This window comes from Bacillus nakamurai (assembly GCF_001584325.1).
GTDB lineage: Bacteria > Bacillota > Bacilli > Bacillales > Bacillaceae > Bacillus > Bacillus nakamurai.
Genome location: NZ_LSAZ01000019.1, coordinates 23,951 through 44,080 on the forward strand (window position 1 = coordinate 23,951; position 20,130 = coordinate 44,080).

General features: G+C 45.0%; 17 protein-coding genes and 5 pseudogenes. 13 read left to right on the plus strand and 9 right to left on the minus strand.

Features of this window, described 5'->3' with window-relative positions; genetic code table 11:
* The first annotated feature begins 16 nt into the window (after window positions 1-16).
* Together AXI59_RS10325 and AXI59_RS20410 are read left to right on the plus strand one after the other, a co-directional pair.
* A complete protein-coding gene (locus tag AXI59_RS10325) occupies window positions 17-301 on the plus strand; it encodes an HAD family hydrolase (protein ID WP_061523204.1) in 285 nt (94 codons plus the stop codon).
* A gap of 27 nt (window positions 302-328) precedes the next feature.
* Window positions 329-628 (plus strand): hypothetical protein, encoded by a 300-nt coding sequence (locus AXI59_RS20410; protein ID WP_240491507.1) that lies wholly within the window; start codon window positions 329-331, stop codon window positions 626-628.
* Between the two features lie 273 nt (window positions 629-901).
* On the opposite strand, the gene AXI59_RS10335 is transcribed toward AXI59_RS20410, so the two are convergent.
* Window positions 902-1,246, minus strand: coding sequence for a DUF3147 family protein (locus AXI59_RS10335; protein WP_061528129.1), 345 nt, complete (start codon window positions 1,244-1,246; stop codon window positions 902-904).
* Window positions 1,230-1,655 carry a MarR family winged helix-turn-helix transcriptional regulator gene (locus AXI59_RS10340; RefSeq protein WP_061523202.1) on the minus strand — a complete coding sequence of 142 codons (426 nt, stop codon included), beginning with the start codon at window positions 1,653-1,655 and terminating at the stop codon, window positions 1,230-1,232. The genes AXI59_RS10335 and AXI59_RS10340 overlap by 17 nt, the downstream gene beginning before the upstream one ends.
* 437 nt (window positions 1,656-2,092) lie before the next feature.
* Between AXI59_RS10340 and AXI59_RS20875 the strand changes: the two are divergent.
* A pseudogene (locus AXI59_RS20875) lies at window positions 2,093-2,489 on the plus strand (MgtC/SapB family protein); the annotation flags it as partial.
* A gap of 614 nt (window positions 2,490-3,103) precedes the next feature.
* Here the strand turns inward: AXI59_RS20875 and AXI59_RS19365 are convergent.
* From AXI59_RS19365 to AXI59_RS10355, 3 genes are all read right to left on the minus strand, one after another.
* Window positions 3,104-3,277: a YjfB family protein gene (locus AXI59_RS19365; protein WP_082791760.1), complete on the minus strand. Its 174-nt coding sequence runs from the start codon at window positions 3,275-3,277 to the stop codon at window positions 3,104-3,106.
* Window positions 3,278-3,320: 43 nt separating this feature from the next.
* Window positions 3,321-3,728, minus strand: coding sequence for a ribosomal maturation YjgA family protein (locus AXI59_RS10350; protein WP_061528130.1), 408 nt, complete (start codon window positions 3,726-3,728; stop codon window positions 3,321-3,323).
* A gap of 100 nt (window positions 3,729-3,828) precedes the next feature.
* On the minus strand, window positions 3,829-4,404 hold the full coding sequence (locus AXI59_RS10355; RefSeq protein ID WP_061528131.1) for a YjgB family protein: 576 nt from the start codon (window positions 4,402-4,404) through the stop codon (window positions 3,829-3,831).
* 125 nt (window positions 4,405-4,529) lie between these two features.
* On the opposite strand from AXI59_RS10355, the pseudogene fdhF reads away from it, so the two are divergent.
* The 4 genes and pseudogenes from fdhF to AXI59_RS10375 all read left to right on the plus strand — a co-directional run bounded on the left by fdhF (window position 4,530) and on the right by AXI59_RS10375 (window position 10,607).
* Window positions 4,530-7,483 (plus strand): annotated as a pseudogene (gene fdhF / locus AXI59_RS10360) (formate dehydrogenase subunit alpha).
* Window positions 7,476-8,005: pseudogene (locus AXI59_RS10365) on the plus strand (helical membrane plugin domain-containing protein). The pseudogenes fdhF and AXI59_RS10365 overlap by 8 nt, the downstream one beginning before the upstream one ends.
* Window positions 8,006-8,206: 201 nt before the next feature.
* Window positions 8,207-9,403, plus strand: coding sequence for a cytochrome P450 (locus AXI59_RS10370; protein WP_061528132.1), 1,197 nt, complete (start codon window positions 8,207-8,209; stop codon window positions 9,401-9,403).
* A 19-nt stretch (window positions 9,404-9,422) separates the two neighbouring features.
* Window positions 9,423-10,607 (plus strand): macrolide family glycosyltransferase, encoded by a 1,185-nt coding sequence (locus AXI59_RS10375; protein WP_061528158.1) that lies wholly within the window; start codon window positions 9,423-9,425, stop codon window positions 10,605-10,607.
* 40 nt (window positions 10,608-10,647) lie between these two features.
* Here the strand turns inward: AXI59_RS10375 and AXI59_RS10380 are convergent, their stop codons facing one another.
* Window positions 10,648-10,833 carry a DUF8096 family protein gene (locus tag AXI59_RS10380; protein WP_053573476.1) on the minus strand — a complete coding sequence of 62 codons (186 nt, stop codon included), beginning with the start codon at window positions 10,831-10,833 and terminating at the stop codon, window positions 10,648-10,650.
* Window positions 10,834-11,051: 218 nt separating this feature from the next.
* Here AXI59_RS10380 and AXI59_RS10385 point away from each other — a divergent pair, with 218 nt between their 5' ends.
* Window positions 11,052-11,867: a uroporphyrinogen-III synthase gene (locus tag AXI59_RS10385; RefSeq protein ID WP_061528133.1), complete on the plus strand. Its 816-nt coding sequence runs from the start codon at window positions 11,052-11,054 to the stop codon at window positions 11,865-11,867.
* A gap of 35 nt (window positions 11,868-11,902) precedes the next feature.
* On the opposite strand, the gene AXI59_RS10390 is transcribed toward AXI59_RS10385, so the two are convergent.
* From AXI59_RS10390 to AXI59_RS10400, 3 genes are read right to left on the minus strand one after another with little or no spacing between them, the layout of a single operon-like run.
* The gene (locus AXI59_RS10390) at window positions 11,903-12,655 is read right to left on the minus strand and encodes an ABC transporter permease (RefSeq protein WP_061523195.1); all 753 of its coding nucleotides are present in this window, start codon (window positions 12,653-12,655) and stop codon (window positions 11,903-11,905) included.
* A gap of 1 nt (window position 12,656) precedes the next feature.
* Window positions 12,657-13,397, minus strand: a complete 741-nt coding sequence (locus AXI59_RS10395; RefSeq protein WP_061528134.1) for an ABC transporter ATP-binding protein — start codon at window positions 13,395-13,397, stop codon at window positions 12,657-12,659.
* A gap of 53 nt (window positions 13,398-13,450) precedes the next feature.
* A complete protein-coding gene (locus AXI59_RS10400; RefSeq protein ID WP_061528135.1) occupies window positions 13,451-14,434 on the minus strand; it encodes a DMT family transporter in 984 nt (327 codons plus the stop codon).
* A 132-nt stretch (window positions 14,435-14,566) separates the two neighbouring features.
* Between AXI59_RS10400 and AXI59_RS10405 the strand changes: the two genes are divergently transcribed.
* The 5 genes and pseudogenes from AXI59_RS10405 (at window position 14,567) to AXI59_RS10425 (ending at window position 20,088) form a co-directional block, all read left to right on the plus strand.
* Window positions 14,567-15,064: a cupin domain-containing protein gene (locus AXI59_RS10405; protein WP_061528136.1), complete on the plus strand. Its 498-nt coding sequence runs from the start codon at window positions 14,567-14,569 to the stop codon at window positions 15,062-15,064.
* A 385-nt stretch (window positions 15,065-15,449) separates the two neighbouring features.
* Window positions 15,450-15,866, plus strand: a complete 417-nt coding sequence (locus AXI59_RS10410; RefSeq protein ID WP_061523191.1) for a helical membrane plugin domain-containing protein — start codon at window positions 15,450-15,452, stop codon at window positions 15,864-15,866.
* Between the two features lie 42 nt (window positions 15,867-15,908).
* Window positions 15,909-17,087, plus strand: a complete 1,179-nt coding sequence (locus AXI59_RS10415) for an NAD(P)/FAD-dependent oxidoreductase (protein ID WP_061528137.1) — start codon at window positions 15,909-15,911, stop codon at window positions 17,085-17,087.
* 197 nt (window positions 17,088-17,284) lie between these two features.
* Window positions 17,285-18,665 (plus strand): annotated as a pseudogene (gene uxaC, locus AXI59_RS10420) (glucuronate isomerase).
* A gap of 130 nt (window positions 18,666-18,795) precedes the next feature.
* Window positions 18,796-20,088 (plus strand): annotated as a pseudogene (locus AXI59_RS10425) (glycoside-pentoside-hexuronide (GPH):cation symporter).
* Window positions 20,089-20,130 lie beyond the last annotated feature (42 nt).

Consider the following 20,130-nt stretch of genomic DNA (forward strand, 5'->3'; position numbering starts at 1 on the left):
TTTTGAGGATGTATAGTTGTACATAAAATCCCTCTTTAGAAGAACGAACAAGGAAATCCTGACTTATTTTATTTCGAAAGATGAGCTCAAGCTGACGAAGGGACTTACGGACATACTGAACCAGCTGAAAAAATCAGAAACGCCCATGGCCATTGCGTCCGCAACGGTAAAGGAAAATGTTGAGTTTTACGTTGGCGTTTTTCATTTAGACCGATGGTTTAATTTTGACAAAGGAACGTTTGATGACGGGAGCTTTCCCCGGCAAACCGGAACAGGATATCTTTATCATTGCATCGAATAGGTCTTACGCCAAACAAATGCTTAGTTATTGTCGGGACTTACAGCAGCAAAAAAGCAGGTAGCGGCAAGATTATTGCCATCAATCCAAGAGAAACAACTGGCGGGCGATGGAATTATCACTGATTCCACTGCGTTTTTTGATGAGTTGCCAGTTCATCTGTTTGAAACGTTACCGGATTTCTTTTCAGTGTGGGGAGAAGGTGGGGGGGTTCTTGAATTTATGGTTACTCACATAAGAATGAACTTTGAAATAAATCTTATAGTAAATCTCTCTTTTGATTTTTATCAAAAAAGGAACAATCCAAGACGGATAGTCAGCGGACACTGATCATCGCACAGGATTACTCTGTGTTGGTTAGCCCGTATTTGTTTTTCAGGATGATTGATATACATGAAGGAAAAGAAGAAACTCAATAAAAATGCGCAGGAGCAATCAGACGCTCTTGACAGGCAAGGAACGTTCTATCTTTAAATTAGATGAAGAATAATCTGAAAAAGAGTTTAATAGGTGACAGCCGACTATCCTTAATTCACCTTTTTAGGACAAGCAAACAAGACGTTTTTTATTGGCATAATCGAATTTGAGAAGGCACAACCTTTATTATTGGTTGACTAAATGCTTCATTATAATATCCTGGGCAAATAAGAATATCACCCATCCTGCTAATCCCAGACCAATTGAAACTATGAAGTGAATCGAATGCCGCAGCGCTATCCCTATGATCACTAACATAACAACAGTTGAAGGGATGCCCCATGCCACACTGAATGCAAATTTACTTAGTGTTGCTTTATGTTCACCCTGAATATACAGCCACACAATACTTAACATACTGACGATGGGTAAAGCAGCGATGATTCCGCCGTGATTGGGATTTCTCCGTGCTATTTCTGTAATCGCCCCAATAATAACAGCTGAAACGATAATTTTAACGATTGTGAACATCTTTTGCTCTCTCCTTCATTAAAGTAAGCGCCTCTAAGATGAATTGTCTTTCCTCATCACTCATTTTTTCAAAAAGAAGGTGTTTAAGCTTATCTTCATCGAGGCTGGAATGGCGATGAAGTACCTCTTTTCCCAAGTCAGTAAGTTTTAAAATTACCTTTCGCTCATCCTCAATGCTGCGGGTTTTACATACATACTTTTTTTCTAACAATCGTTTAATATGCTCTGAAGCCGTGTTTTGAGAAACTTCAATGGCTTTGGCAATTTCTTTTATTCCGACTGCATTTTCTTTTTGAATAACTTGCATAATCCTTATGCTTTGGTGAGTGATTTTTTCCTGATGCTGATAACGCAATTGATAGTAAATGTCCGTCCAGAGGTCATTTAACTGCATAATTTCTGTAGACATATTTCCTCCTTGTATCGTATTTTAAGAATATATCTTATAATACGATATATATGTGAGGAATACAAGACTCTGGAACAGTACTCCTTTAACTGCGGAAATATTGTTTCATTCCGATAAATATAGTGGTAAGAAAAAGAAAGATTTTCGGCGATTTCCAATTGGTATAAACCGCATGGACCTTCTTCTTCTCTCGCGAAACGGTATGTATAGTTTGAAGCGTATTTCCCTTTTTCGTATTCTTTTGTTTTGTCGTGCAGGGCGAATAAGGGACCGGGAAACGGATGCTTTATATCCTCCGCAAATAAATAAGATAAATAACAATAATATGAAGAACTATGGAATATATTTCATAAAACCTTCTTATGCCGATTGAAAAAAGATACACCGCATGATTGTGTTGTAAGATCGGGTATGATGATAAGGAAAGGGGAGAGACGATGGAACTTGATTTTGTGTTTCGTTTAGCGGTTGCCGGTCTGCTTGGTGCTCTCATCGGTTTGGAAAGGGAGTTCAGGGCGAAGGAGGCCGGTTTAAGAACGCATTTTTTAGTGGCTGTCGGCAGCGCCTTGATGATGATTGTATCTAAATACGGTTTTTTTGATTTGTTATCCAATAACCATACGTCTTTTGATCCGAGCCGGGTGGCGGCGCAGGTCGTCAGCGGGGTCGGATTTTTAGGGGCCGGCACGATTATTTTGCAAAGGCATGTTGTGCGCGGGCTTACGACGGCGGCGGGCATTTGGGCCACGTCAGGAATCGGCTTGACGGTCGGGGCGGGTATGTATGTCATCGGGATCAGCGGCACGATTTTAGCGTTAATCGGTCTTGAACTTTTAAACTTTCTATTCAGATCGGCAGCCTATTCTTTGGTGATCAGCTTTCAAGCGGAGGAGAAAGCCGTCAGTTATGATATGTTAAAATCACTTGAAGCAAAGGGTATTCTCATTACTTCCTATGAGCTGAATAAAGGCATTCTTGAAGTGAAGGGCAGAGCGAAAAGCAAAAGCGGAAAAGCGGCAGTGATGGAGAACGTTCAATCCGTCCCATATATGGTGTCTGTAAAAGTTGAATAGCAAAAAAAGAGCTCTTCTCTGCTGAATCCGCCATTTTCTTTCTGAACCTCTTTTATAAGAAAATCACTCCATGTTCACAAGTCATTAATACCAAGGGCAGTAAGGAAAATAGGGACGCAGGTAATAAGGGTATGGGTACGGTCTTGGATAGTATGGATACGGTCTCGGGAAATAATAAGGGCGCGGCCTCGGATAGTAATAAGGAGACCGTTCATATTCACCGGTCGCAAATTCGGTTAATAAAGGATCGTACAAGAGGAAAACCTCCCTAAGAAATTTTATTCCGTTTACCATATGCCTATTTGCCTGGCATGGTGTACGTACAATTCCGAGGAGGGAGAAAAAGCTGCCAAGAATATACCTGGCAGCCTTTTTTTACACTTTCAAGTCGATTGAATGGCCCGATGTCGGATGCTGGGGCGAGAGCATTTTCACTGTTTCCTCCGAAGCAGCCTGAGCATTTTGCAAGACCGTTTTTGTTAAAGCGATGTTTACATTTTGCGCCAGAGATGTCTGGTGCATAGCGATTGATAATGCGGGAATGTCCACAAATTCCACCTCCTTATCTCTTCATATCGGCGGCTTGCGCCAATTATAAAGAGAGCGCCCGGCTTCTTTTGCTTTTCATTGTCCATTCTATGAACGCAGAAGCGCACACCCCGACTGTATATGCAATGATGTCACTCCAAACAAATTCATAGCCGAGGACGAGCCCGCCGATCGGATTGCTTCTGATGGTGTCAATCCATGCCGCGTGATACAGCTGGCTGCATTCAATCAGATAGCAAAACGAAAGGCTCATGACAGCGGCTGTTTTCGTTTGTGCGTATCGAAACAGGAAACCGCATCCCGTAAAGATCATTGCGGCCCACAGGGCATCTCCTAGATAAGCGTTTACCGCGTCAGGAAGAAGGGCAGTCATATATGCTGTTCTGGATAATAGGCCGAGCACAATGATGAGTACGGTCAAAGCACCATATGCCAATCGATTTCTTTTCACGTCATCTTGTTCCCCTTTACACAGGTTCTCCCATGTATTGTAAGGAATTATGTATATGCTGTCTATGAAAAAAACGGCCCGGGGGCCGCTTTTTTTAATGCTATCTTGCTTTTAGATTGACATGGTCTGCTTTTTGATCACTGCCGATGACAAAATGGAGTTCATAATGTCCTGTATTGTAGACATAATCCGTTTCACCTGTTCCCGGTACGGCAAGGATTTTATCAGCGCTGCCGATTTGTTTGCTTAAGACGTCAGGTGTTACGCTGCCAAGGTTGAAGCGTCGTTCAACACCGGTGCCGAAATAACGGATTTCTGCGATTGTACCGTTTTTGTGATAGGAAAATCCATAGCCGGGATGTCCCATATTCCAGCTGTACAGGTCAAATGGATTGCTGCCGTCCGCTTTCCGTTCAGGCTCGCCGATTTTATCGTACACATCCTGCTTTGTGCTTTGATTTATTTTCAAGCCTTTAACGTCTTGCGGCATTTCTCCTTTAAAGGCTGATTGATAAAGGCTGTTCACCAGCTCTTTTGCACTTTGATTTGGATTTGTTATCTTTGAAGCAGCCGCGGCATGGACGGGCTCTGAAACTGAAAACGCTTCTGCACCGAAAACGGTTCCTGTCAGGATGACTGCCGCTAGCCCTGTGAGGAGCGGTTTTTTCTTCAACATATGTTAATGCCTCCTTTTTTCCTTTTGTACCCGAAGGTCCTCCGGGCTAAACGCGATGTTTTACTGAAAGGCCGGTTGGGGAATCATAGATGATGTATAAAGGGGTACAGAAAGGGGAAATCAAAATGGCTGATACAAAAAAGGTAACAATCAATGGTGTTGAGATGGAGGCGGCAGACGGACAAACCGTACTGCAGCTTTTGAACAACAGCTCAATCGAAGTGCCGCAAGTATGCTATCATCCAAGCCTGGGCCCGATCGAGACATGTGACATCTGTATCGTCAATGTAAACGGAGAATTGGTGAGATCCTGCTCAGCGAACATAAAGGACGGAGATGTAATTGACACACTTTCGTCAGATGTGAAAAAAGCGCAAATTATCGGCATGGACAAGATTTTATATAACCATGAACTATATTGTACGGTTTGCGATTACAACAATGGGGGATGCGAAGTACATAACACGGTGAAAGAAATGAGAATCAACCACCAAAGCATTCCGTTTGATCAAAAGCCGTATCACAAAGACGAATCCAATCCGTTTTACCGATATGATCCCGATCAGTGTATTTTATGCGGACGCTGCGTTGAAGCGTGTCAAGACGTACAGGTAACCGAGACCCTTACGATAGACTGGGAGCGTAAACGCCCGCGGGTCATTTGGGACAACGATGTGCCGATCAATGAATCTTCATGTGTGTCTTGCGGGCACTGTTCAACGGTTTGTCCGTGCAATGCCATGATGGAAAAAGGGATGGAAGGCGAGGCGGGGTATTTAACAGGCATCAATGAAAAGACGCTTCGGCCGATGATTGACCTTACAAAAGGCGTTGAAACCGGGTACGGCTCCATCCTTGCCATATCAGACATGGAATCCGCCATGCGTGACGAAAGAATCAAAAAAACGAAAACAGTGTGTACGTATTGCGGTGTCGGCTGCAGCTTTGATATATGGACAAAAGGAAGAGACATTTTAAAGGTTGAACCGCAGCCGGAGGCGCCTGCCAACGGAATTTCGACATGTGTCAAAGGGAAGTTCGGCTGGGATTTTGTCAATAGTGAAAAGCGTCTTACTAAACCGCTTATCCGGGAAGGCGATGCGTTTCGGGAGGCGGAATGGGAGGAAGCACTTGAGCTGATTGCTGATAAATTTACCGATATCAAAGAAACATTCGGCCCTGACGCCCTTGCCTTTATTACATCGTCAAAGTGCACCAATGAAGAATCATACTTAATGCAAAAGCTTGCAAGAGCTGTTATCGGAACCAATCATGTCGACAACTGCTCACGCTACTGCCAGTCTCCCGCGACAGCCGGATTGTTCAGAACGGTCGGCTACGGCGGGGATTCAGGGTCCATTAAAGACATTGAAAAAGCAGAGCTGGGATTATCGGCTCCAATACATCTGAATCGCACCCTGTCTTATCCACAAGGATTAAACGTTCACATAAGCTGCACGGACAAAAAATGATCGTCGCTGATTTGAGAAAACATGAAATGGCTGAGCGTTCAGATCTGTTCTTCCAGCCGCGCGCCGGATCTGACATCGTATGGCTCAACGCCGTTTCAAAATTCTTGCTTGATCATGATATGGCCGATACGGAATTTTTGCGTGAGCGGGTCAACGGGCTGGACGAATTTGTGAAGAGCCTCGAGCCGTATACAATGGAATACGCTGAAAAACATACCGGCGTTGCCAAAGACACATTGATTAAAATTGCCCATATGATTCATGAGGCCGGCAGTGTGTGCGCACTGTGGGCGATGGGTGTCACACAGCATATCGGAGGCAGTGATACGAGCACCGCTACTTCTAATCTGCTTCTGGTGACCGGCAACTACGGAAAACCGGGTTCCGGCTCTTATCCGCTGCGCGGCCATAATAACGTGCAGGGGGCCAGTGATTTCGGCAGTATGCCGGACAGCTTCCCGGGTTATGAAAAAGTAACGGACGAAAAGGCCCGCAAAAAATACGAACAGGGCTGGGGAACAGATCTGCCGAAAGAAATCGGGATGACAAACCATGAAATGATCGAGGGCATCCATTCAGGAAAGCTGAAATCAATGTATCTGAAAGGCGAAGAAATGGGGCTTGTTGATTCTAATATTAACCACGTCCACGCTGCGTTTGAAAAGCTTGATTTCTTCGTTGTGCAGGATATTTTTCTGTCACGTACGGCGGAGTTCCCCGATGTGGTGCTTCCGGCAAGCCCGAGCCTTGAAAAAGAAGGAACGTTTACAAATACGGAACGCCGGGTGCAACGCCTGTACGAAGTGATTGAGCCGCTTGGCGATTCAAAACCGGATTGGAAAATCATTATGGATGTCGCAAATCGGTTAGGCGCAAATTGGCACTACGAACATCCCGCGGACATCATGGAAGAAGCGGCGATGCTGTCGCCGATTTATGCCGGAGTCACATATGAACGTCTTGAAGGCTACAAGTCGCTGCAATGGCCAGTCGAGGCGGACGGAACTGATTCGCCGCTTTTATTTACGGACAAATTTCCGTTTTCTGACGGCAAGGCGATTCTCTATCCCGTTCAGTGGACGGAGCCGAAGGAATTTGATGAACAATACGATATCCATGTAAATAACGGCCGTCTGCTTGAGCATTTCCATGAAGGAAACCTTACTTATAAATCAAAAGGGATTTCTGAAAAAACACCGAGTGTGTTTTTAGAAGTATCGCCTGAATTGGCAGAAGAAAGAGGGCTCGAAGATGGAACACTCGTCCGTCTGACATCGCCGTACGGGAATGTGAAAGTCAAATGCCTGATCACAGACCGTGTGAAAGGCAAGCAAGTGTATTTGCCGATGAACGATTCGAATGAAGCGGCCGTCAATCTTTTAACGAGCAGCTATTCTGATAAGGATACTGATACACCGGCTTATAAAGAAACATCCGCCAAGATGGAAATCTTGAAAAAAGAAGGCATCAATCCGCTGCCGAAAATCAATTTCCGCTACGGAAACCCGCAGCCGCAGATCGGAGTTCAAGTTCAGCGGAAATGGGCGCGGAAGGATTATGTGTTTCCGGGAGACGCGGTAAAAAGGGGGAAAAAGCAAAATGGCTAAGGCAATCAAGACCATTCGCAAACAGACCGTAACGGACGAGGAGAAACGCAGGCAGGATTTAGAAGAAATTGAGACCGCCCTTTTAAACAATAAGGACGCTATTTTAGAATCCCTGCACATTCTTCATCATATGAATGAGCGCGGCGTTTTGGCGCTTCTCCGGGGGCTTTTCGGACAGGGAGACAAAGTGATGGATATTATGGTGAAAAAAGCTGACACGCCAGAAACCGCCAATACGTTAAAAAACCTCTGCTCCTGACGGGCGTGCTTGGCATGATTGACGTTAAACAGCTTGAGCCTTTCATCGTCAAAATCAACGCGGGAGTAACAAAGGCTGTTGAAGAAAAAGACAACGATAAGAAGACAGGTTATTTTGATATCGTCCGCGCTTTGAGAGACCCGGACATCAACAAGGCCGTCACTTTGCTGTTTTCTTTTTTAAAGGGAATGGGCGGGGATACAAGCGCTATGGAGAGAAACACGCAGCCTCCCGAAAACCAAAAGCACCATACAAATAAGTAACGAACATTCCCGAGCTTGAAGAAGGCTCGGGTTTTTTTGTGCGCTGTGAACGGTTTCTTGGGATAAATTTCACGCCCGATGTTATGACTTTTGTTGTGTTATATTAATAGTTAAGGTTATGAATAGAAAAAAATTGAAAAGATGTGCTACGATAAAAATCAAGGCGTCAAAGTTCAATAATGACAATGGGAGTGAGAAAACATGAGTAAGTTTAAGAATCCGAGACAAGCCGTCCAGAAAACCCTGATGAAAGGAAAGAACGGCCTAGACGCATATGACCCTTTTCCGTGGTACGAAAAAATGAGACGGGAAAACCCCGTTCATTTTGATGAAGAAAACAAGGTTTGGAGCGTGTTTTTGTACGATGATGTAAAAAAAGTCATTGGTGATAAAGAGGCATTCTCCAGCCACAGGCTTCAAATGACCAGTTCGATCGGCAATTCTATTTTGAATATGGATCCGCCAAAGCATACCCGTATCAGATCAGTGGTCAATCGTGCTTTTACTCCGCGGGTTTTGAAGGAATGGGAGCCGAGAATTCAGCAAATCACCGATGACCTGCTGAAACAGGCACAGGGCAGGGGAAGCATTGATATTGTTAAAGATTTATCTTATCCATTGCCGGTCATCGTCATTTCAGAGTTATTGGGTGTTCCGTCCGAGCATATGGAACAATTTAAAGAATGGTCGGACATTCTTGTCAGCACGCCTAAAGATGAGAGTCCTGAAGCGGCGAAAGTGAATGAGCAAGAACAGGATCAATGTGAGCGGGAACTGGCCTCATTTTTTGCAAGGATAATAGAAGAAAAAAGAAATCAGCCCGGTCAGGACATTATCTCCATTTTAATTAAAGCGGAAGAAGAAGGCGAGAAGCTTTCAGGAGAAGACCTGATTCCGTTTTGCACCTTGCTTTTGATGGCGGGAAATGAAACAACGACTAATCTCATCTCCAATGCGGTGTACAGCATAGCAGAGACTCCGGGCCTTTACGAAGAGCTGAGACAGGACCCTTCGCTCATTCCGCAGGTCATTGAAGAAACCTTGCGTTTTCGCGCTCCAGCTCCATTTGTCCGGAGGACGGTCAAACACGATATCGAGCTGAGCGGCCGCCTCTTGAAGAGCGGGGAAATGGTTCTTGGTTATATTGCGTCAGCAAATCGTGATGAGAAGAAATTCGAGCATGCTGATGTTTTTGATATCCGCCGTCAACCGAATCCGCACCTTTCTTTTGGGTTCGGCATTCATTTTTGTTTAGGCGCGCCGCTTGCCAGGCTTGAAGCAGAGGTCGCGCTGAAAGGGCTCTTAAAAACATATCACAAGCTGAAGCCCGTCCGGGTTGAGCCGATTCAAAACAGTGTCATGTACGGCTTAACAGCATTTGAAGCGGAAACAAATTAAAATAGGGGAGAAGAGAATGATAAAAAAAAATCACATTGCCATTATCAATGTGGCCGCTCACGGCCATGTCAATCCCACATTGCCGGTAGCGGAGGAGCTTGTCAAACGGGGGCACAGAGTTACTTACGCTACGACGGAGGACTTCGCACAAGCCGTTTTGAAAACCGGCGCCACCCCGGTTTTATACCGCACAAGCATTAAGCCTGACCCTAAGACAATAAAAGAGCAGGTTAATAAAAGCGATGCCTTTGTAATGTTTTTGAAAGAAGCGGCTGATGTGCTCCCGCAGCTTGAAGAGCTGTACAAAGATGACCTCCCGGACGCCGTTCTTTTTGATTTTCTCGCTCTTTCAGGAAGATTGTTTGCTGACAAATTTGGCATCCCGGCTGTGAAATTCTGCCCGAGTTATGGGATAAATGAGCATTTTCAAATAAAAAAAGACAAAGATATAATTGAAGCGGCAAAACAAGCGATAGAGGAATTTCAGGAAGAGGCCGAAAATGAACAAGTAAAACATATGACTATGGAAGAATTCTTTAAGCCTGAAAAACTGAATATCGTCTTTATGCCGAGGGCGTTTCAGCCGAAACAAGAAACCTTTGATGACAGCTTCTGTTTTGTGGGTCCGTCTCTTGGCGAACGTACAAATACAGGAAGTTTGGAGCTGGAGGAAGCGGATGACCGGCCGCTTATGCTCATTTCACTCGGAACGGCGTTTAATGCATGGCCTGAATTTTATCAAATGTGTATTGATGCCTTTCGGGATTCAGACTGGCGTGTCGTCATGTCAGTCGGCACATCAATCGATCCCGAGGGCTTTACAGATGTCCCTGACCACTTTATCATCCGCCAGCACGTCCCGCAGCTTGATGTATTGGAAAAAGCAAAGCTGTTCGTTTCTCACGGCGGGATGAACAGTACGATGGAAGCGATGAATGCCGGCGTTCCGCTCGTTGTGGTTCCGCAAATGCAAGAACAAGAGATAACCGCCACGCGCGTAGATGAACTGGGCCTCGGCGTTCATCTGCCTCCGAAAGAGGTCAGCGTGTCTCGATTGCAAAAGGACGTGCAGAAGGTGTATCAAGATAAAAACATCCTCAGCCGGGTGAAAAACATGCAGCAGAAAATTGAAGAAACCGGCGGCGCCAAACAGGCTGCTGCCGCCATTGAAGATTTTATAAAAGAGGCAGTTGTGGAAAATTGATATGTAACCAGGCAGCGGACTGATTCCGCTGCCTGCTTTGTTAAATGTTTTTCTTCATCCCGCATCTCCGGCATTCCCGCAAAAACTTTCCGCCTTTCACCGAGCTTTTAAACAGCGTATAGTCACAATTATCACAGCGTCCGCTATGCGCGTCAGGATATTCGTTAAACTCATAAATCACTGATGTATCATACCCTTTTGTTTCAAACTCTTTTTTCGTTTCCATTATTGAAAACCCCTCCGCAAATCTATTCGTTCTGCCCGGTTAAATCATACAGCAACCGCATGCGGGATTCAACGGGGGCTGTCTTGATTTTCCTTCACGTTTGCGTAACAATAATTGATATCATCAATAGAAATCGATGAGAAAAGAGAGAATCGGATGGTCAGTTTTCAGAAAAATCAAGCGGCTGTCCGGCATCAGAAGGGAAGAGGAAAACAGCGATGGGAAATGGGTTGAACGGTAAGCGGATTGCAATCGGCGGTTCGCGGAAAACAGAAGAAATCAGCACATTAATTGAAAAACAAGGCGGCACAGCAGTTATCCGCTCCCTGCAAGGAACCGTATATCCGGCGGAAGAACAAATTGAACCCGATCTGCGGAGATTTATAAAAGAAAAAGCAGACTGGGTCATATTTACAACCGGAATCGGCACGGAGACGTTAGTGTCAGTATCTGAGAAAATCGGTCTGAAGGAAGAATTTTTAGCAGCTGTCCATGAAGCGAAAATAGGCTGCAGAGGCTATAAAACATATGCCGCTCTGAAAAAACTCGGCATGACGCCGTCAGCTTCAGATGAAGACGGAACAACAAAAGGGCTGATCCGTTCTCTGGAGCGTTTTGAGTTCAAAGGGCAAAAGATCATGATACAGCTTCATGGCGAAAAAGCGCCTGTGTTAACGGAATTTCTTGAGGGGAAGGGAGCGCGGGTTTTCCCTGTCCTGCCTTATCAGCACATTCCGCCTGAAAGGGAAACCGTTGATAAGCTATGCCGGGAGCTGATGAACCATGAGATTGACGCGGTGTGTTTTACGACAGCCATTCAAGTGCGCTCCCTTTTTGATTATGCGAGAGAGATAGGGATGGCAAATGAAATAAAACAAGCATTCGAAGAACGCGTCGTGGCTGCGGCTGTCGGAAAAGTGACCGCTGAAGCCATTCGCGATGAAGGAATAACGAGGCTTCTTGCTCCGGAAATTGAGCGGATGGGGGCGATGATTATCGAACTGTCCCGTTATTATGAATCTCTGAACTCTTGATGCATTATTCAATAGGAAAAGAGCTTACTCTTTTCCTATTGAATTTTTTTTAACTGCCAGTGAGCCGTAAAAAGGGAAGGATAAGTCAAAGTGCTTAATATGACGCATGTCAGCAGGGCAGAGGCCATGGTCGTAAAAACGATCAGCAATTGAAAGCGCACCGCCTGTATTGGGTCTGCGCCGGCCAAAATCTGTCCCGTCATCATGCCGGGAAGCTGGACGAGGCCTAAAGTTTTCTGGCTTTCAAGCGTCGGAATCATACTGAGCTTCATACTTGATGTTAAAATGTGCCGGATGGCCTGCTTAGGTGTTCCGCCGAGAGAAAGAATTAATTGAATCTCTTCTTTCCGCATTTCAGCCTCTGACCCTAGCCGATTTAAAAACAAGCTCGACAGCACCATAGAATTTCCGATCACCATACCGCTTATCGGGATGACATATCGTGAGGTGAAAGGAATGATGTGAAGCGCCAATAAAATTCCCTGTGTTACAATTTCTACGATAGCCAGCGTCAGGAAAACACGCCAAAATGAGCCGATCCTCATTTTTTTTCGTTTCACGACATTTTGCGAGGCGGCAGTAAGCATGAGAAGCACCATTAACATGATAAACACCGGGTGATCGCCGTGAAAAATCAGCGACAGGATATAGCCGATAATCAAAAGCTGTATCACCGCCCTCACGGTTGCGATGATCATATCCTTTTCTACGCCGGCTTTAAAAGATTTAGATAAAAATAAAGCAATGATGACAAAAACACTGGTAAATAAAAGAGAAAGATAATCCATATTATCGGCCGCTCCCTTGTAAAAGCGCTCTGGCCGCTTCGTGTTTCGGATCTTTAAAAAACGTTTTGGTGTCTGCAGTTTCTAAAAGCCGTCCTTCCGCCATAAACCATATTGTATCGGATATCCGTTCGGCTTGTTCAAGGTTATGGGTAATCCATAAGACGGTCAGTTTTTTTTGCTGATGCCATCTTGTAATAAGTTTCTCAATCACGAGGACTGACGCCGGGTCTAAAGCGGACGTGATTTCATCAAGCAGCAAAATAGACGGCGGATTCGCAAGGGTTCTGGCTAATGAAAGCTTTTGCCGCTGCCCGCCTGACAATTCTTTTGCGTTTCGATCGAGCAGCTCGTGAGGAAGATCTGTAAAATCAGCAAGCTCTTCCGGTGTGTAAACCTGTGTCTGATGAAGTTTCTCAGCGAGCAGGAGATTGTCCCGAACCGTACCCTCTATAATAGGAGCGGACTGGAAAGCAAGCCCGGCCGTTTTTCTGAGCTCTTTGATATCCCAGCTCCTTACCTCTTTTCCGAATACAAGCACTTCGCCTTTATCCGGTGAATTCATAAGGTTGCACATCGACAGCAGCGTGCTTTTCCCTGAACCCGACGGCCCTATGATTGCCGTTATAGAGCCCTGCCGAATATGCCCGGTTACGTCGCGCAGTACGTCATAGCGGGTATCGTTTTGTTCGTAGCTTTTGTTGACTGACTGAAAAGAAATTGCGGGAATGTGTTCTTCATTCATGGAGTATTACACCTTTCGTAAGAGAGCCGTATTGGAACGGCTCTTTTAAAAAATTATGATCTTGTGAGATTTGCTGACGGTTTATCCGCCGTTTTCGGGCTTGGTTGATGGGAAGCGAAAGTATGCATCACCATCCCGGCAATAATAATGAATAACCCGGCAAAAGAAAGAAGTGACGGGAAAGCTGCGGATAAAAAGACGATTTCGCCAATCAGAGCGAAAAGAACCTCGCCCGACTGCGTCGCTTCGACAGCGGCGAGCTTTTGCGGCTCGTTTCTTACCATATCTGTAGCCCGGAAAAATAAAACGGTCGCGATAATTCCTGAGCTGACAGCGACGATAAAGGATTGAAACGTCTGGCCCGGAGCCGGAAGTCCGTCTGAATGCCATCCGAAAGCTGCGATTAACAGCCAGAAAGGAAGGCTTGCGAGCGTCATACCGAGCACGCGCTGAAACGTATCGAGTTTTCCTCCGAATTGTTCAAGCATTTTGCGATTGCCGAGAGGATAGGCAAAAGCGGCAATCACGACTGGCACAACACTGAATAAAAGTGTGCGGCCTGATAGTGAGCCAGCATGCTGAAGCTGAATCAGCCCGGCTCCGATCAAAATAATGACGGAAGTAACAAGTGAGATAAGCGGAATCTTTTGCCTGACAAGAATTGGGCCGGCGGATGAATCTTTTTTCTCATAGAAAAAGGGAGATAACAGCACTCCGGCGACAATCGTAATCTGCCACGTGCCGGCGATCAGCCAGCCGGGTCCGAAAGCTGCCGCAAAGGTAATCGGCGCGTAAAAAAGCACGAAACCGATAAAGCTCCACTTCAGCCAAAAAAACGGCTTGCTCCGCATTTCACGCCAAAGCGGCCCCCACTTCCCTTTTGCCGCTACAATCATAAATAAAAACGGAACCATAAAAATGAAGCGCAGGGAAGAGCTCCACATCCAGCTCCCGCCTGACAGCTCCATTGCCCTGTTTAAAATAAAAGTAACTGCAAAAAACAGAGATGACAAAATTCCGATTACAATTGCTTTCACTAAAATCCCTCATTTTGACACATTATTTTTTATACTATACTATTCACCGGAATGCTTCGCAATGGAATATCAGAAAATAGCGTTTTAACGGATGAAGAAATGTGGAATACAAAATAGTACGGAGGTGATACCATGCAGAAACAGGACATCCAAGCATTTTATTTTGAAGATGACGGCCGCATCCCGAACAACCCCGAGCTCCCGCTTGTGATTTATAAAGGGATCTTCAAAGCTGATACGGTAAAGAAAGCGGAGACAACCCTCCGTCAAAATGACTGGTCAAACAGCTGGACGGGAGGCGTATTTCCTTATCATCATTTTCACAGTACAACTCATGAAGTTCTTGTTGTGAGAAAAGGAAGCGCCGTTTTGAGATTCGGAGGCGAAAATGGAACCGATATCAGCGTTCAAGAGGGAGATGCTGCCGTCATTCCCGCCGGAATCGGCCATAAAAGAATATCCGAAAGTCCTGATTTTACGGTTATAGGCGCTTATCCCGGCGGCCGGGAGTATGATATAAAAACAGAAAAAAATGAAAGCACGGCGAAAGAAATCAGCCGCGTCCCGCTTCCGAAGCATGACCCTTTTACGGGAAATAGAGCGCCGCTTTTAGAGATTTGGGACAAATGACAGGAGAAAAGCGGATTGCCTGTAAAAAAATAGTGTCAAAGAAACGTTATAACACTGCCTCCATATAAATAATTTCATAAACGAAACAATTCACGTTCAAATTTTGTTCAAAAAGTGTTATCATGTAGAAGTAAATCAAATTGGGGTTTTTTATGTTTGCTATTTTCAGAGAGGAAAAAGGAATTTTGACTTATTCAATTGTTTTTGTTGATATAAAAATAATACTGAATATGGCAAAGTGAAAAACTGGGTAGTAAACATTTATTTTTGTAAATGATTGTGCATGAATTCACAATCCTGTTTTTTCATGCTTTCTGCATGAAATGGGGAAGGCTACCCTTTCCAAAAAAATCAGCATACTGCTTATAGTAAAGGAGAATCGGATATGCCAGAAACAATCGATCAAACAAATGAATCTGTCAGCCAAGGCCAACGCGATCTCATTGATCAGCTGTTAAAACCGGAAGTTCAAGAATCACTGACTGCTTTAGTAGATCAGCTTCCAAAACTGACTGAGTTAGTTAATATTTTAACGAAGTCTTACGACTTTGCACAGTCTGTAGCGACAGACGAAGTATTGAAGAGCGATACAGTGGGTGCGCTTACAGAAATTCTTGAGCCTGTGAAAGAAACAGCGAAAGAAGTGGCTGCTACTGCGATCGAAGCAAAAGACCGCGCGGATGCAAGCAATGAAGTGATCGGAATTTTCGGCCTGCTTAAAATGCTGAAAGACCCGCAAGCGCAAAAGCTTTTCCGTTTTGCTCAAAGCTACCTGCAAATCATGTCTGAAAAACAAAAATAATCAACTACTGCAAAAATTGATATAAAGGACGGAGGATACACGATGTCAAAACATATTGTCATTTTAGGCGCTGGTTACGGCGGAATTCTTTCTGCTCTGACCGTTCGCAAACATTACAGTAAAGATGAAGCACGCGTTACTGTTGTGAACAAATACCCGACTCACCAAATCATTACGGAATTGCACCGTCTTGCAGCCGGAAACGTGTCTGAACAAGCGGTTGCTATGCCGCTTGAAAAACTTTTAAAAGGTAAGGACGTTGATCTTAAAATCGCGGAAGTCAGCTCTTTCTCAGTTGATAAGAAAGAAGTGGCGCTTAATGACGGTTCTAAATTAACATATGACGCTCTTGTTGTCGGTCTTGGTTCAGTTACGGCTTATTTCGGCATCCCTGGCCTCGAAGAAAACAGCATGGTGCTGAAATCTGCGGCTGATGCCAATAAAATCTACAATCACGTGGAAGACCGTGTGCGTGAGTACTCTAAAACGAAAAACGAAGCTGATGCAACAATTCTTATCGGCGGCGGCGGTTTAACAGGCGTTGAGCTTGTCGGTGAGCTTGCTGACATCATGCCGAATCTTACGAAAAAATACGGCGTAGACCCGAAAGAAATCAAACTGAAATTGGTTGAGGCAGGTCCGAAAATCCTTCCTGTTCTTCCGGATGATCTTATCGAACGCGCGACAACAAGCCTTGAAAAACGCGGCGTTGAGTTCTTAACAGGTCTTCCTGTTACAAATGTAGAAGGAAACGTAATTGATCTGAAAGACGGATCAAAAGTCGTTGCTAACACGTTTGTCTGGACAGGCGGCGTACAAGGAAACCCATTAGTCGGCGAATCAGGTCTTGAAGTGAACCGCGGACGCGCGACAGTTAACGATTTCTTGCAGTCCACTTCTCATGAAGATGTATTCGTTGCCGGAGACAGTGCGGTATACTTCGCACCGGACGGCCGTCCGTACCCGCCGACAGCGCAAATCGCTTGGCAAATGGGTGAGCTGATCGGTTACAATCTATTCGCTTACTTAGAAGGAAAAACGCTTGAAACATTCAAGCCTGTAAACTCTGGTACGCTTGCAAGCCTCGGCCGTAAAGACGCTGTTGCCATCATCGGAGCGAACTCTACTCCGCTGAAAGGCCTTCCTGCATCTTTAATGAAAGAAGCTAGTAACGTACGTTACTTATCACATATTAAAGGGTTATTCAGCCTCGCTTACTAATCCTTTAATTGTTTGAAAGGCATTGCCCGGCGCTCTGAATTTAGAGCCTGCCGGCAATGTCTTTTTCTTTTTGCGGAATATAATCTGTTTCATTATTTTGAAAAATTAAACAAAAATGATTGATATATGAAAATGAGAAAGCTAAAATAAAAAAGAATCATAATGTTAACGTTAACATTTTAAGAAAGGATGAGATGATGAAAGCTTTTATGGGTGACGATTTTTTACTGGATAATGAAAGCGCTGTCAAACTGTACCGAGAACATGCGGAAGGAATGCCGATTATTGATTATCACTGTCACTTAAGCCCTAAGGAAATCTATGAAAATAAAACATTCGCCACGATTACGGAGGCATGGCTTTACGGTGATCACTATAAGTGGCGCATCATGAGGGCAAATGGCGTTGAGGAACGCTGCTTTACCGGAAACGCTTCAGATGAAGAGAAGTTTACGGCTTGGGCAAAAACAGTGCCGATGGCAATAGGAAACCCGCTGTACAGCTGGACTCATTTAGAGCTGCAGCGCTTCTTTGGCATTCATGACGTGCTGAATGAAAAAACAGCCCCCTCCATTTGGAAAAAAACGAATGACTTGCTGCAAGAAGAAGGTTTTGGCGTACGGGACCTCATTTTAAAATCGAATGTAAAAGTCATTTGCACAACGGATGATCCTGTTGATTCGCTTGAATATCACAGCCTGATAAAAGAAAGCGATTTCCCCGTGAAAGTTTTACCGGGGTTCCGCCCGGGCTCGAGATCAGCCGGCCGGGTTTTGCCGAGTGGGTTCAGGCGCTTGAGGAGCTGCGGGGATCTCCATCACTTCCTATAAAACGTTTTTGGAAGCGTTAGAATCACGTGTGCGCTTTTTCCATGCTGGAAGGGTGTCTGATCACGCCTTAGATCAAATGGTATATGCCGAAACGACAGAAGATGAAGCGGCAGGCATTTTTGCAGCCGGATTAAGCGGAAGGCGCGTGCCTTTTGAAGACGAAAAGAAGTTAACATGGACACTGCAATTTCTTTGCGGCCTCTACGCTGAACTGGACTGGGCGATGCAGTTTCATATCAACGCATTAAGAAACACAAATACGGGAATGCTCAACACCCTCGGCCCTGACACAGGTTATGACTCGATAAATGATGAACATATCGCAAAACCTCTGGCACAGCTTCTAAACTCCGCAGAAATGAAACAGCAATTGCCGAAAACCATTTTATATTCACTGAATCCTAACGATAACTATATTATTGCCAGCATGATGAACAGCTTTCAGGATGGAAAAACGCCGGGGAAAATTCAATTCGGGACAGCATGGTGGTTTAATGATACGAAGGACGGAATGCTTCAACAAATACAAGCGTTGTCAAACACAGGGCTTTTCAGCCGTTTTATCGGCATGCTGACTGACTCAAGAAGTTTTTTATCCTATACACGCCATGAATACTTCAGGCGGATTGTCTGCAGCCTGATCGGCACATGGACAGAGAATGGGGAAGCGCCGTATGATATGGAGCTTTTAGGGGGGATTGTCGAGGGAATTTGCTACCGGAATGCGCAGGAATATTTCCGTTTTTAAAATTTACCCAAAGAGGTGACGTATGAATAATGTGCCTGTCGTTACAGCATCACCCGCGGAGGTGAAAGGAGTTAAGCTGAGCCTGAAGGAAAAAGTGTCCTACGGTTTCGGTGATTTCGGAAACGGATTTATGTTTGACCTCGGACAAATATATTTGCTGAAATTTTTCACTGATGTTGCAGGCATCCCGGCAGCCTTCGCCGGCAGTATATTTTTAGTCAGCAAGCTGTTCGCGGCTGTGACTGATCCGATTGTCGGCTCGGCTATCGATTACAGAAAACATATCGGGCCGAGGGGGAAGTTCAGGCCGTACTTGTTATTCGGAAGTATTGTTCTTGCGATCTTAACCGTATTGATTTTTGTGTCACCGGATGTGTCAGTCACGTGGAAGCTCGTCTATGCTTATGCATCCTACATGCTTTGGGGTGTCGCTTATTCATTCGTCAACATTTCGTACGGATCACTTGGCGCCGCCCACACAGGATGCGGAGGACAGAACCGCGCTTTCCGCATTTCGTCAGATCGGATCGCTTGGGGCGCTATTGATTACGAGTGTCATCGTTATACCGATCCTCGTTCAATTTGATAACGTACACATCGGTTACCCTGCCGTCATGGGAATGATGGCCGTCATCGGGATCGCAGGGTTTATGATCTGCTATCGGAATTGTAAAGAAAGAATCACCGTCCGTGAAGCCCCGAAAGAAAAGCTGTCTGCCGGGTCGGTTCTAAAAAGCTTTATCGGCAATAAACCTTTATTGACAGTGGTTTTCATGACGATTTTTTCGATATCGGCATATTACATTAAATCAGCAATGCTTGTGTATTTCGCACAGTACAATCTTCACGACGCACAGCTCATGTCCTATACGAGTTTTATTATTATCGGTTCTTCATTTTTAGGCGTTCTGTTTCTGCCTAAGCTTGTCAAGCGGTTTGGAAAAAAGCAAACGGTGATGATCGGTTTTGCCGTCAGTGCGGCAGCTGATGCAGTGAATTTCTGTCTGCCGGCAAATGTATACGTGTTTACGGTTTTAGCGAGCATTGCTTTTATCGGCATCAGCATTCTGAACGGCATCACGTGGGCGCTTGTGTCGGATATTATTGATTACGGCGAATGGAAAACGGGCGAGCGGAAGAAGCCACCACCTATTCGCTGTTTAATTTCTCAAGAAAGCTTGCCCAATCTTTGTCCGGTTTTCTTTCCGGTGTTGGGCTGAGCTTAATCGGCTACATCCCAAATGTCTCCCAAACAGCCGGCACATTAATAGGGATAAAGGGTCTGCTGCTTTTATATCCTACTGTGCGGCATGCTGATCATCGGTTTCATGTACAAACTGACAGACAAACAGCACGCAGAACTCGTTCAGGAGTTAAACAGTGCCAAACCTCATCATTTGTGATTTTATGGGCCCTCCATTAATGGTACAATAGAAATAAATGTCAGGTGACAATGGAGAAAGGA